We start from the raw sequence: 13038 nt of genomic DNA, 5'->3' as shown, positions 1-13038 counted from the left end.
GCGGGAGCCGATGATGCCAGCCCGGCCGCCGCCGGTGCTCGTGCGCTACGGGCAGCCCGCCGGCCGGTGGGTGCTGCTCGCGACCGTGCTCGGCTCCGGGCTCGCGTTCGTCGACGGCACGGTCGTCAACGTCGCGCTGCCGCGGATCGGCACGAGCCTCGACGCGAACGCGGCCGAGCTCCAGTGGACGGTGAACGGCTACACGCTGAGCGTCGCGTCGCTCATCCTGCTCGGCGGGTCGCTCGGCGATCGGTACGGACGTCGCCGGGTCTTCGTGGTCGGCGTCGCCTGGTTCGCCGCGGCGTCGCTCCTGTGCGGGCTCGCGCCCGACGTCGACGTGCTCGTCGCCGCGCGCGTGCTGCAGGGCGTCGGGGGCGCCCTGCTCACGCCGGGCGCCCTGGCGATCCTCGAGGCGTCGTTCGAGCCGCAGGATCGGGCGAGGGCGATCGGGGCCTGGTCCGGGCTGGGCGGCATCGCCGGCGCGGCCGGGCCGTTCCTCGGCGGCTGGCTCGTCCAGGTCGCGACGTGGCGCCTCGTCTTCCTCGTCAACGTCCCGCTCGCGGCGGTGGTCGTCGCGGTCGCGCTCCGGCACGTGCCGGAGACGCGGAACCCCGCCGCGACACGCCGGCTCGACCTCGCGGGCGTCGTCACCGGCGCGACCGGCCTCGCCGGGCTCACGTACGGGTTCACCGCGTGGCCGGCCCTCGGCCCGACCGCTCCGGAGGTCCTCCTCGCGCTCGGGCTCGGCCTCCTCGGGATCGCCGGGTTCGTGCTCGCCGAGCGGCGCTCGGCGAACCCGATGCTCCCGCTCGAGGTGTTCGCGTCGCGCGCGTTCGTGGCCGCGAACCTGGTCACGTTCGCGGTCTACGCCGCGCTCGGCGGCGTGTTCTTCCTCGTCGGCCTCGAGCTGCAGATCGTCGCCGGCTTCTCTCCCCTCGAGGCCGGGGCCGCCCTGCTCCCGGTCACCGCGGTGATGCTCCTGCTCTCGGCGCGCGCGGGCGCCCTCGCGCAGCGCGTCGGCCCGCGGCTGCCGATGACGGCGGGGCCGCTCGTCTGCGCGGGCGGGCTGCTGCTCCTCGCCCGCGTCGGCGCGCACGCCTCTTATCTGCGCACCGTCTTCCCCGGCGTGACGACGCTCGGGCTCGGCCTCTCCCTCACCGTCGCGCCGCTCACCGCCACCGCGCTCGGCTCCCTCGACGATCGGCACGCCGGGATCGCGAGCGGCGTCAACAACGCCGTCGCCCGGGCGGCCGGCCTGCTCGCGGTGGCGGTCCTGCCCCTCGCCGCCGGCCTCGGCTCCGCCCGCCTGACCGACCCCGCCGCCCTCGCGCCCACCTTCCGGGTCGCGATGGTCCTCTGCGCGGGCCTCCTGCTCGCCGGCTCCGCGATCGCATTCGCGAGCCTACCTGCCGGAGCCGCCGGCGCGGCGACCCCATCCGCGCCGCTCCCCGGAAGCCCCGTCCGCTTTCACTGCGCCATCGGCGGACCACCGCTGCAGCCCCGACGACCGCGCCCGCCCCGGGAAGCCTGACGGAAGTGGCGCGCCATCCGGGCGCACCCGTCCCGGAGCATCCCCGAGCCCCCGGTGTTGCACGATCCAGGCGGTCGCGGTCCTATGTCTCGAGGCGGACACGACCAACGCCTCGAGGAGTCCCGATGCCGACCCGATTCGTCCTCGCCGTCCTCGTCCTCGCCCTCGCCGCCTGCACCGAGAAGGGCCACGGCGTCACGCCGCTGCCGAGGACGACGGCCATCGACGCGCACCCGGTCCTCGCCCGGTTCACCTCCTGCCCGGAGCTCGAGAAGACGATCGAGGACGGCCTCGTGCTCCAGATGCGGAGCATCCTCGAGCAGTCGCGCGTCGGGTTCTACCCGGGCGGGCCGCTCGGCGCGGGCGGCCCCGCCGCCGCCCCGGCGCCCACGGCGGGGCCGTCGTCCTACACGACGACGAACTCCCAGGTCGAAGGCGTGGGCGAGGCGGACTTCGTCCAGAACGACGGGACGCGAATCGCCGCGCTCGCGGACAAGAAGCTCCACCTCGCGCGGAGCTGGCCGCCCGAGGCGCTCGCGGTGACCGCCTCCCTCGAGATCGAGGGCTGGCCCCACGATCTCTTCCTCGCCGGCGATCGCGTCGTCGTCTTCAGCGCGGTGTACGTCCCGCGCGCGCTCGAGGGCGAGCACCTGGCCTGCCCCCTCGCGCCGGGCGGCGGCGCCACGGCGGTCGGCGGCGACTTCACGTGCGGTTACTGGTCCCACGACGTCGTGAAGATCACGACCGTCGACGTCTCCGACCTCGCGGCGCCCCGGGTCACCTCCGAGGTGTACCTGCCCGGCAGCTACGTCTCCGCGCGCAGGATCGCCGACCGCGTCCGGCTCGTGCTCTCCGACACGCTGCCCTTCCCCGACGGCGTGTCGTTCTGGCCGGCGATCTCGCCCGGCGCCAGCCCGTCGGAGCGGGACGCGGCCTTCGCGGAACTCGCCGCGAAGAACGAGGCGCTCATCCGCGCCCGCACGCTCGACGACTGGCTCCGCCGCGGCACCGTGAAGCGCCCCGGCGCCGCGGACGTCGATCTCGGATACGCCTGCACCGACTTCGCGCAGGGCTCGGGGCCGGTCCGTCCCGGTATCCTGACCGTCGCCACCTTCGACGTCCCGTCGTCCTCGCTCGTGAGCCGCACCTCCGTGCTGGCCGAGCCCGGCGTCGTCTACGCCTCCGCGTCCACGCTCTACGTCGCGGCGCAGCACTGGTGGTGGTGGCCCGAGCCGGGGCAGCGCGACGCGACGTACCTGCACGCGTTCGACCTCACGGATCCGGACCGCGCCGGATACGTCGGCTCCGGCGTGGTGGACGGATCCGTCCGCGACCAGTACGCGCTCGACGAGCACGAAGGTGCGCTGCGCGTCGCGACGACCGTCTCCGCGCGCGTCGACGACGGCACGCAGTGGGGGCGCGTCGAGACCGCCGGCCGCGTCTCGGTGCTCGCGCCCGAGGCGGGATCCCTGAAGCTCGTCGGCGAGACGCCGGCCTTCGGCGCGAACGAGCGCCTCTTCGGGACGCGCTTCGCCGGGACGCGCGGGTTCGTCATCACCGCGCGCCAGATCGATCCGCTCTTCACCTTCGACCTGTCCGACCCCGCCGCGCCGGCGCTCGTCGGCGAGCTGGAGATGCCTGGCTTCATCTCCTACCTGCACCCGATCTCGGACACTCACCTCCTGGGCGTCGGCATGGAGGTCGCCGCAGGCGGTGGGCCGAGCCAGGTGAAGGTCGCGCTCCTCGACGTCACCGATCTCGCCCACCCCGCCGCGGTCTCCACGGTGCTCGTCGGCGAGGGCTGGTCGTGGTCCGAGGCGCTGTGGGACGCGAAGGCGTTCACGTGGCTCGGCGCCCGCAGCCTGCTCGCCATCCCGTTCGCGGACTGGAGCTCCACGGAGCTCACCTCGGACCTGCGCCTCTTCCAGGTCGATCCGTCGACCGGGATCACGCCGGCAGGCCGGCTCTCGATGGCCGACGTCTACGTGTCCGCCTCCGGCCCGGGGTGGAGCTGGAGCTGGTCGCCCTACGTGCGGCGCAGCATCCTCGCGGACGACTGGGTGTACGCGGTGAGCGACGCCGGCATCCGGTCCGCGAAGGTGTCGGACCTGCCGGCGTGGCTCGCGACCGTCGAGTTCCCGCCGTACCAGTACTGACGGCCGCCACGCTCGGCCTTCGCCCTCACCGCCTCCTCGCACGGCCGCTCGTCGAGGCGGCTCGTGGTTGCCGCCGGCGAGGTAGACGAGAAGATTCACCGGGTGATCCACGACGGGCCGAGCATGGAGGGGCAGCAGGCCGAGCCCGGGCTGCAGCTGCACGAAGAGCTGCCGGCCGCTCAGGTCGAGGCGGGCCTCCGGCGGTGCACCGAGCTCTTCGACTTCGCGCCGATCGGCTACCTCGCGATCGACGCCGGGGGGGCCATCCGCGACGCGAACCTCGCCGCCGCGCGGCTGCTCGGGACGGAGCGTGCCGGGCTCCCGGGGCAACGCTTCGCCGCGTTCCTCTCCGCGCCCGACGCAGCCGCGTTCGACCGGTTCCTCGAGGACGTGCTCGGGCCCGCCGGAACCGAACCCGGCTGTGCCTGCACGCTCGAGCTCGTCCGGGAGTCTCGCGACGCGGCGCACGTCCGGTTGACGGCCACGCCTCTCGGCGGCACCTCGCCGCTCGCCCTGGTCGCCGCGGAGGACGTCACCGCGCAGAAGCGCGCCGAGGACGCGCTCCACGAGGAGACCCGGCGGAAGGACGAGTTCCTGGGGGCGCTGTCGCACGAGCTCCGCAACCCGCTCGCTCCCATCCGGAACGGCCTCACCTTGCTGGCCCGAGCGCCCGCCGGCGGAGAGCAGGCGCGCAAGGCGCTCGCGATCATCGACCGGCAGGTCGAGCACCTCGCCCGGATCGTCGACGGCCTCATGGACGTGACGCGGATCGCCCGGGGCAAGGTGAGCCTGAATCGGGAGCGCGTCGAGCTCGGCGACCTCGTCCGGCGCACGCTGGAAGACCACCGCGCGACCTTCGAGGCGAGCGGGATCGCCCTGGAGAGCCGGCTGCCCCGCGACCGGTGCTGGGTGGACGTCGACGCGACGCGGGTCGCGCAGGCGCTCGGGAACCTGCTCGGGAACGCGGCGAAGTTCTCCGTCCATGGCGGCCGCGTCGACGTGGTCGTCCAGCGCGACGGCCAGGCCGCCGCCGTCAGCGTGCGCGACACCGGGGTGGGCGTCGCGCACGAGCTCCGCGAGCGCCTGTTCGAGCCGTTCAGCCAGGGGCCGCAGCCGCTCGACCGGACGCGGGGCGGGCTCGGGCTCGGCCTCGCCACCGCGAAGGGCCTCGTCGAGCTCCACGGCGGGACCGTCTCGATGCACAGCGAGGGACCCGGGCACGGCGCCGAGTTCACCATCCGGCTCCCGACCGTGGACCCGCCCACGGGCTCGCTCGGCGAGCACGTGCCCGGCCCGCCGCACCGCCGCCGCGTGCTCGTCATCGACGACAACGAGGACGGCGCCAGCACGCTCAAGGAAGTCCTCGAGCTGAGCGGACACGAGGTTCGCGTCGCCGTCGACGGTCCGTCCGGGATCGCGCTGGCCCACGCGTTCGATCCGGACGTCGTCCTCTGCGACATCGGGCTCCCGGGGATGGACGGGTACGACGTCGCGCGCGCGCTCCGGGCCGACGACACGACCCGGCGCGCCTACCTCATCGCGCTGAGCGGTTACGCGCTCCCGGACGATCTCCGCCGCGCGCGGGATGCCGGATTCGACCGGCACCAGGCGAAGCCGCCGACGATCGAGAGCCTGGATCGGCTCCTCGAGGAGAGCCCCTTCCCCCATGGGTAGCGCCGCACCCTCCAGCGAGGACCCGGGCGCTCGGCGTCGCGGAGCCGAGCGAGCGCGCCGACGTTCCGGGCGCCGGAGCGGGTGGTGTATTTTCGCGGTCCGGTGACGTCACCTGCCGAACCTCCCGAGCTCCTGCCGCGCGTCGGCGCGTACCTCGCGCGGCTGCCCTCGGGCGTCGCATCGCATCCGGAGTGCGTCGCGAGGGCGTCGCTCCTCCGGGTCTCGCTCTCGGAACGACCGCTCGCGCGCGAGCACGTCGACGCCCTTCCCGCCCCGGTGCGGCAGCTCGTGGCATGTCCTCCCCTCGACGCGGAGTGGGTCTCGGACGTGCACCTCGTGTGCGTGCTGTTCGCGATCGCGGACGCACACGGGATGAGCGACGAGGGCTACCTGTCCTGGATCGGCGAGCTGAACGCGCGGATGTTCAGGACGACGTTCCGGCACCTCATGACCGTCGCCTCCCCTGAGCAGCTCGTCGATCAGGTGGCGGAGCGCTGGGGCGTGTTCCACCGCGGCAGCTCGCTCGCCGTCACGCGGCAGGGCCCCGGGAACGCGCTCGTCCACCTCGCGTTCCCGCCGCGCCTCTTCCACGGCCTCGCGGTCCGCCAGTTCGCTCCCGTGTGGCAGGCGGCGCTGCAGATCGCGGATCCGACGAGCCGGGTCGACCTCGTCGCGAGCGATGACGTGACCGCCCGGTTCGCCGCTCGCTGGCGCGCCTAGGTCGCCCGGTCAGGACCTCAGGACGCCGGAACGCCGCCCGCGTCGCCGATGCGCTCCTCGAGGCACGAGCTCCGGGCACCACGCCTCACGACCCGTGCGCGTGCGCTCCAGCGAGCACGACGAGGCCGGGCGACGGCGAGGGTGCCGCCCGCCCGGCCGCGCAGGCAGGTCACGCCTTCGCCTTCTCGCCGGCCTTCAGCTCGGCCTTCAGCTCGATCTTCTTCGGCTTCACCTCGGGCCTCTTCGGGATGCTCACGGTGAGGACGCCGTTCTTCAGCTCGGCCTCGGCGTGCTCCGCGTCGACACCCTCCGGCAGCGTGAACGACCGCGTGAAGCTGCCGTAGCTGCGCTCGTACGCGTAGTACCGCTCACCCTCCTCCTTCTTCTCCTCCTCGCGCTTGCCGGTCACCATGAGGCGCGCCCCAGTGAGCGAGATCTCGAGGTCCGGCTCGCGAACGCCGGGCAGATCCGCCTTGAAGACGTACGCGTCCTTGGTCTCCTTCACCTCGAACGAGGGCACGAACGCGAGCTCGTGCCGGCCGAGCATTCCGAGCTCCCGGAACGGCTCCCAGCGCATCACGTCGCGCATCAGCTCGAAGGGATCGAAGAAGCGCGACGGCTCCATCGATCCGGATTCCGTCCTGCGAATCAGGTTCGCCATGATCGCTCCTTTCCGTGCCCACGACAGACACTGCGCGACACGCGCGGGGTCGCGCCGCGGCACCCAGCGGAGCCGGCGGTCTCGCGATCGCGGGGAAGACAGAACCCTCCGCGACGCGGGCCGGGTTCCATCCGTGCAGTAACGCGTCCCTGCGCCTCGTCAAGCACGCGCGGGGGCGACGCGAACGGGCGCGCCATGAGCGCGCAACAGCGCACGCAGGCGCGCGGGCCGGCTCGACGGTCGTCCGCCGGCCCGCGCTGCGGGCGGCTCAGCGCGCGCCGGCCTCGACCGCGTCCGCGACCGCGTTCGCCCACGAGGGCGTCGCGCCCGCCGCGAGCATGACCGTGGTGCGGGTCCCGACGAGCCGGGCGGTGTAGCTGAACTTCTGCCCGCAGCCGCTCATCGTGCCGCTCGCGTCGAGGGTCAGCGTGCCGGAGCTCAGGCTCCCCGTGCCGCGGTCGTAGGTCACCGTCACGGCGCTGCAGCCGGTCACCGACATCGGCGGGCAGGCCCGCGGGTCCAGCCGGAACGTGGACGCGCTCGTGACGATTGCGGTGACCGACGACAGGTCGGTGCAGAAGTCGCCGAGCTCGAGCCGGTTCGCGGCGGGCGAGGTGATGGTCTGGAGGACCGTCGACGTGCTGCTGGTCCCGTCTGCCGTGATCGTGAACGGACCGGTCCAGGTCCCGGTGAAGTTCGAGGCGTAGTCCTGGTCGAGGACGGGGTCTCCGCCGCTCTTCCCCCCCGAGCACGCGAGCAGCGCGGTGAGCCCGAGCCCGACGAACAGTCTCTTCATGTCGTTCCCCCGAAGGCCGTGATGGCCCGTCAGGGGAGCATGGACCGGACGTGAACACGCTTACATGACGCACGTCACGAACGGAGGTGCGACATTTTGTACGGACGGTCACGCGTCGTAGCGGATGTCGCCGGCGCCGGCCGGAGCGTAGCCGGGGATGGCGCCCATCTCGCCGCGGAATGCCGCGCCCTGCGCCACCTCGCAGAGCCGGACGAGCCGCGCGTCCCCGTGATCCCGCGCCTTCACGATGAGGCCGCACGCCTCCGTCGCGAGCGGCGTGAACGAGAGCCCGGCGCGCTCGCCCCACGCCCGGGAGCCGAGGCTGACGTCGGCGCGGCCCGCGGCGACCGCGCAGGCCACGTCGAGGTGCGGGTCGAGGAGCAGCGCGCGGCGGTGGATCCGCTCCGGAGCGAGCCGCTCGCGGCGCAGGGCCGCGTCGAGGTGGGCACGCGGGGTGGCCGCGGCGCGAGCCGCAGCCGGGCGAGGTCCTCCGCCGGAGGTATAAAGTCGTGGCATATCGTTGCCTGTTGCGACCCCAGGGAGACCCGATGTCCCGCGTCCGCCTCCGCCTCGCCGTAGCCTGCGCCGTGCTCCCGGTCCTGACCGCGGCGCCCACGCGCGCGGAGGGGCCCCGCCGGACGGTGGCCGTCGCCGCGGCCGCGAACCTCAAGCCCGCGATGGACGCCCTCACGCGCGCGTTCGAGGCAGGTCACCCGGGCGTCACCGTCGCGGTGACCACCGGCGCGTCCGGCACGTTCGTGGCGCAGCTCCGGAGCGGCGCGCCGTTCGACGTGTTCTTCTCGGCGGACCGGGACTACCCGCGGCGCGTCGTCGAGCAGGGGCTCGCGACCGCGGAGGGCGAGGTCGTCTACGCCGTCGGCGCGCTCGTCGTCTGGACTGCGCCCGGGTCGAGCGTGGACGTCGGCCGCCGCGGGCTGGCCGCGCTCGCCGATCCGTCGGTGAAGCACGTCGCGATCGCCAACCCGGCGGTCGCCCCGTACGGCCGCGCCGCCGAGACGGCGCTGCGTGCGGCGGGCGTCCTCGACGCCGTGCGGGACCGGCTCGTCTTCGGCCAGAACGTGTCGCAGGCGGCGCAGTTCGCCGAGAGCGGCGCGGCGGACGCTGCGCTCATCCCGCTCTCGCTCGCGTCGTCGCCGCCGCTCGCGCGCGGCACGATCCACCCGGTCCCGCCGTCCTCGTACCCGCCGCTCGAGCAGTCGGTCGTGATCCTGAAGGCGGCCCGCGAGCCCGCGCTCGCGCGGGCGTTCGTCGCGTTCGTCACCGGACCGGAGGGGCGGGCGATCCTCGCGCGTTCCGGTTACGGGGTCCCGTAGATGATCGACCGGGCCGCCCTGGCGCTCAGCCTCGAGCTCGCGACGCTCACGACCCTCGCGCTCCTCGCGCTCGGGCTCCCAGTCGCCCACGCCCTCGCGACCTCGCGGTGGCGCTTCAGGTTCCTGCTCGAGGCGGTCGTCGCGCTCCCGCTCGTCCTGCCGCCGACGGTGCTCGGCTACTACCTCCTGCAGGGCCTCGGCCCGCACAGCCCGCTCGGCCGCGCCTACGAGGCCGTGCTCGGACGCAGGTTCCCCTTCTCGTTCGAGGGCCTCCTCGTCGCCTCGGTCCTCTACAGCTTCCCCTTCGCGGTGCAGCCCTTCGCCGCCGCGCTCGCGGCCGTCGACCCGCGGCTCGTCGAGGCGTCCCACGCCCTCGGCGCCTCGCGCCTCCGCACGTTCGTGCGCGTGATGGTCCCGCTCGCGTGGCCGGGCATCCTCTCCGGCGCGGTGCTCGCCTTCGCGCACACGATGGGCGAGTTCGGGGTGGTGCTCATGGTCGGCGGCAACCTCGCCGGGAGGACCCGGACGCTGTCCATCGCCCTGTTCGATCACGTCGAGGCCCTAGAGTACGACGCGGCGAACCGCACCGCCGCGCTCCTCCTCGCCCTCTCCTTCGCGGTGCTGGTCGTGGTCTACGGCCTGCAGCGCCGCCCGGCCTCCGCATGGACCGCGCGCTGAGCTTCGCCGTCGAGCGGCGGTTCCGCGGCGGCCCCGCCGTGTCCGCGCGCGCCGACCTGCCCCTCGCGGGCGGCCTCGTGACGGTGCTCTTCGGCCCGTCCGGCTCGGGCAAGACGACCGTGCTCCGCGCGCTCGCCGGCCTCGACCGGCCCGACGCGGGCCACGTCCGGTTCGACGGCGAGACCTGGTTCGACTCCGGGCGGCGCACCTTCGTCCCGCCGCAGCGGCGGCGCGTCGGGCTCCTCTTCCAGGAGCCGGCGCTGTTCCCGCACCTCTCGGTGGCGGCGAACGTCGCGTACGGGCTCCACCGCGAGCCGCGTGCCGGCCGCGACGCGCGCGTGGCGGCGGTGTCGGAGCGGGTCGGGATCGCCGACCTCCTGCGGCGCCGCCCGGGCGAGCTGTCCGGCGGCCAGCGCCAGCGAGTCGCCCTGGCGCGCGCGCTCGCGCCGTCGCCGCGGCTGCTCCTCCTCGACGAGCCGCTCTCCGCGCTCGACGCCCCGGCGCGGGCGGCGCTCCGCGGTGAGCTGCGCCGCACCCTCGAGGCGTCCGGGGTCCCGGCGGTCGTCGTCACGCACGATCGCGTCGAGGCGCTCGCGCTCGGCGACCGGATGATCGTCCTCGTGGACGGCACGGTCCGCCAGGTCGGCGCCGTGCAGGAGGTGTTCAGCGCGCCGGCGAGCGTCGCGGTCGCGCAGGTCGTCGGGACCGAGAACGTGATCGCGGTCCGGCTCGCGCGCCGGGTCGACGGCCTCGCCGTCGTGCGCGCCGGCACGGTCGAGCTCGTGGGCCTGGATCCCGGCGACCTCTCCGGCGACGCCTGGGCGTGCTTCCGGGCGGAGGAGATCGTGCTCGAGGAGGCGCCCGGCGCGCCGACCTCCGCGCAGAACCTCCTCCCCGGCGTGGTGACCCACCGCGTCGACGAGGGGCCCCTCGTGCGCGTGTCGCTCGACTGCGGCGTCGCGCTGGTCGCGCTCGTGACGCGGCCGGGCGCGGAGCGGCTGCGGCTCGCCCCGGGCCGGCCCGTCGCGGCGCTCGTGAAGGCCCCGTCGGTGCGGCTCGTCCCGCGGGGCTAGGCGCCCTCCCGGCGCGGCCGGGCGGCACGCCCCGTCACGACATCACGCGGGCGCGGCGCGCCGCTTAGCGGATCGGGGCAGCGCGAGGGCACCCGCGGCCGGGCTTCTCCGCCGCGCGCGCCCCGATCGCGACGGACTGAGCGCATGGCCGGCACCCCGAACACCGAGCGGGCCCGCGCGGCGGCGATCGCCGCGGCGGCCGCGCTGCTCGTGTTCGCCGCGGGGCTCGTGGCCTGGCGCTCGGCGCCGCTGCTCGCGCTCCTCCTCGTGGCGCTGCTCTTCGCCGTGCCGCTCAGGCGCGCCGTCGCCTGGCTCGAGCGCGCCGGCCTCCCGCGCGTGGCGGCGGCGCCGCTCGTCATCCTGGCCGCGCTCGCGGCGATGACGGCGATCGGGTTCGCGGTGCTTCGCCCCGCCGCGCTGCAGGGCGCCGACCTCGTCGCGGCCATCCCCTCGCTCGTCGACGCGCTCCGGCGCTCCGCCCGCACCGCCGCCGCCTTGGAGTGGCTCGGCGGCGACGCGGCCCTCGCACGCCTGCGCGAGAGCCTCCCCTCGCTCGCCGGCGGCGCCCTCGGGGGCGCGGCGTCGGCGGCGAGCGGCGTCGCCGGGTTCGTCGGGGAGGCCGCGACGGTCCTCGCCGCCGCCATCCTCTTCGTCGCGATCCGCGAGTCGCCGCTCGACGCCGCGGCGCGGCTCGCGCCCGCGTCGCACCGGGCGCGCTGGATCTCCGTCGCGGACCGGCTGGAGGAGCGGCTCGCGGGCTACCTCACCGGGCTCGCCGCGATCGTGGCGCTCCGGGCGGCCGCGTCCGTCGCCGCCCTCGCGCTCCTCGGGATCCCGTTCTTCCTGCCGCTCGCGCTCCTCGCCGCGGCGACGGTGCTCGTCCCCTACCTCGGCGCGGTGGTCCGCTTCGCGGTGCTCGTCGCGGTGGCGCTCGCCGCCGGCGGCTTCGGGGTCGCCGGCGCGACGCTCGCGTTCCTGCTCCTGTACGACGTGGTCGAGAACGCCGTCCTGTCGCCGCTCGTCTACCGCCGGACGATGGACCTCTCCCCGCTCGAGCAGTTCCTCGCGGTGCTCTTGCTCGGGTACCACGGCGGCGCCGCCGGGGCGGTGCTCGCGCTTCCGCTCGCGGCGGCGGTCCACACCGTGGTCACCGAGGCGCGCCGGGCGCCAGCCGCGCGGCCGCTCCCGGCGGAGCCGCCGCAGTCGGCGTCCGGTCCGGGCGCCGGCACGCGCGCGAGGTGAGCGCCGCGCGGCCGCCGCCCGCCCGCATCACGGGAAGAGGGTGAGCCGGACACCACCCTGGATCGTGGTGTGGATCCCTCCGCCGGTGGACGTCTGCATCCCGGACGCGTCCTCGAGGTGCATGAACTCGCCCCAGGCGACGGAGGCGTACAGCCCGACGCCGATCACCGCGTTCGAGCGGAAGTCGACGCCGCCCGCGAGCCTGAAGTACTCGCGGCCGGTGTACTGGACCAGGTCCGAGCCGCCGTTCGTCGTGATCGACGCGAACTCCCAGCCGGTGCCGATGGACAGCCACTTGGCGGCCGGCGACGCGGGCTCCCACGTGTGCCGGAGCTGGAGCCCGATCCGGCCGGCGACGCCGGAGCAGTCGAGCCCCTGCGCCGCGCAGGCGTCGCGGACCGGGCCCGCGGGATCACCGGCGCCGACGTCCATGTAGACGCCGAGCCCGATCGCGGGAGTGAGGCGGAGGCCGCCGTCGAGCGAGAAGTGGAGCTGCGGCTCGAAGTCGTCGCCCATCGCGACGCCGTGGCGCGCCTCGCCGCCGAAGAACGTCGCGCCGACCCCGATCGAGCCCCAGAGCGGCACGAACGGCGGGTTCTCGCGCCGGCCATAGGCCGGCGCCGGCTGGTACGGCGGGGGCTGCGGCGGGGGGGCGTAGACCGGGGGCGGCGCGTAGGGAGGGGGGCGCGGCGGCTGGTACGGCGGCGGCGCCGCAGTCGTCGGGCGCGGCGGCGCGGTGCGCCGGCGCGACACCGAACCGTCCGCGTACTCGATGCGCGCGATCTCCTCGCGCGCGTAGCGCCGGACGGTCCCGTCGAGGAGGCGGATCGTGACGTCGTGGCGCGGCGTCTCCTCGAGGACCGTGCCGCGCACGCGGCCGCCATTCAGGAAGACGACCGTGTCCACCGGCGCCGGTGCCTCCGGACCCGCGGGGCGGGCGGTGCCTGCCTCGTCGCGCGGCGTCGGGGGCGGCGGCGCCTGCACCGGGGGCGGTTGCGCCTGGGCCGGCGACGTCTCCCAGGACGGCGGGGCCGGGGCCGGCGCGGCGGCGCCAGGGTCTGGGGTCTGCCCTGCGAGAAGGGCGGCGAATACAGCGGCGAGCATCGTGCCTCCGTGGCTTGGCGAGCGGCCTTCCTTGCCTCGATCGGCTCGATAGCGAATAGCGTGCCGCGC

The 13038-nt window shown here is 75.2% G+C and carries 12 protein-coding genes; 8 read left to right on the top strand and 4 right to left on the bottom strand.

The annotated features are described in order from the left end of the window. Positions 1 to 10: 10 nt before the first annotated feature. The 4 genes from AMOR_RS15910 to AMOR_RS15895 all read left to right on the top strand — a co-directional run bounded on the left by AMOR_RS15910 (position 11) and on the right by AMOR_RS15895 (position 6081). Positions 11 to 1531, top strand: coding sequence for an MFS transporter (locus tag AMOR_RS15910; protein WP_248352542.1), 1521 nt, complete (start codon positions 11 to 13; stop codon positions 1529 to 1531). Positions 1532 to 1656: 125 nt separating this feature from the next. Continuing rightward, positions 1657 to 3687 carry a beta-propeller domain-containing protein gene (locus tag AMOR_RS15905; RefSeq protein ID WP_248352541.1) on the top strand — a complete coding sequence of 677 codons (2031 nt, stop codon included), beginning with the start codon at positions 1657 to 1659 and terminating at the stop codon, positions 3685 to 3687. 63 nt (positions 3688 to 3750) lie between these two features. After that, positions 3751 to 5361, top strand: a complete 1611-nt coding sequence (locus AMOR_RS15900; RefSeq protein ID WP_248352540.1) for a hybrid sensor histidine kinase/response regulator — start codon at positions 3751 to 3753, stop codon at positions 5359 to 5361. A 102-nt stretch (positions 5362 to 5463) separates the two neighbouring features. Beyond that, positions 5464 to 6081 carry a hypothetical protein gene (locus tag AMOR_RS15895; protein WP_248352539.1) on the top strand — a complete coding sequence of 206 codons (618 nt, stop codon included), beginning with the start codon at positions 5464 to 5466 and terminating at the stop codon, positions 6079 to 6081. Positions 6082 to 6250: 169 nt separating this feature from the next. Here the strand turns inward: AMOR_RS15895 and AMOR_RS15890 are convergent, their stop codons facing one another. From AMOR_RS15890 to AMOR_RS15880, 3 genes are all read right to left on the bottom strand, one after another. Then, positions 6251 to 6742: an Hsp20/alpha crystallin family protein gene (locus tag AMOR_RS15890; RefSeq protein WP_248352538.1), complete on the bottom strand. Its 492-nt coding sequence runs from the start codon at positions 6740 to 6742 to the stop codon at positions 6251 to 6253. Between the two features lie 268 nt (positions 6743 to 7010). After that, positions 7011 to 7538, bottom strand: a complete 528-nt coding sequence (locus tag AMOR_RS15885; RefSeq protein WP_248352537.1) for a hypothetical protein — start codon at positions 7536 to 7538, stop codon at positions 7011 to 7013. A 108-nt stretch (positions 7539 to 7646) separates the two neighbouring features. Further along, a complete protein-coding gene (locus AMOR_RS15880) occupies positions 7647 to 8054 on the bottom strand; it encodes a substrate-binding domain-containing protein (RefSeq protein ID WP_248352536.1) in 408 nt (135 codons plus the stop codon). A 32-nt stretch (positions 8055 to 8086) separates the two neighbouring features. Between AMOR_RS15880 and modA the strand changes: the two genes are divergently transcribed. The 4 genes from modA to AMOR_RS15860 all read left to right on the top strand — a co-directional run bounded on the left by modA (position 8087) and on the right by AMOR_RS15860 (position 11865). After that, complete coding sequence (gene modA, locus AMOR_RS15875; protein WP_248352535.1) at positions 8087 to 8872, top strand: molybdate ABC transporter substrate-binding protein; 786 nt, start codon at positions 8087 to 8089, stop codon at positions 8870 to 8872. Next, complete coding sequence (gene modB, locus AMOR_RS15870) at positions 8873 to 9550, top strand: molybdate ABC transporter permease subunit (protein WP_248352534.1); 678 nt, start codon at positions 8873 to 8875, stop codon at positions 9548 to 9550. Next, positions 9535 to 10623, top strand: a complete 1089-nt coding sequence (locus AMOR_RS15865; RefSeq protein ID WP_248352533.1) for an ABC transporter ATP-binding protein — start codon at positions 9535 to 9537, stop codon at positions 10621 to 10623. The genes modB and AMOR_RS15865 overlap by 16 nt, the downstream gene beginning before the upstream one ends. Before the next feature lie 144 nt (positions 10624 to 10767). Further along, positions 10768 to 11865: an AI-2E family transporter gene (locus AMOR_RS15860; RefSeq protein WP_248352532.1), complete on the top strand. Its 1098-nt coding sequence runs from the start codon at positions 10768 to 10770 to the stop codon at positions 11863 to 11865. 27 nt (positions 11866 to 11892) lie between these two features. Here the strand turns inward: AMOR_RS15860 and AMOR_RS15855 are convergent, their stop codons facing one another. Beyond that, positions 11893 to 12771 carry a hypothetical protein gene (locus AMOR_RS15855; protein ID WP_248352531.1) on the bottom strand — a complete coding sequence of 293 codons (879 nt, stop codon included), beginning with the start codon at positions 12769 to 12771 and terminating at the stop codon, positions 11893 to 11895. Positions 12772 to 13038: the final 267 nt, after the last annotated feature.

Source organism: Anaeromyxobacter oryzae, assembly GCF_023169945.1.
GTDB classification, from domain to species: domain Bacteria; phylum Myxococcota; class Myxococcia; order Myxococcales; family Anaeromyxobacteraceae; genus Anaeromyxobacter; species Anaeromyxobacter oryzae.
This window is presented reverse-complemented; position numbering and strand designations above follow the sequence as displayed.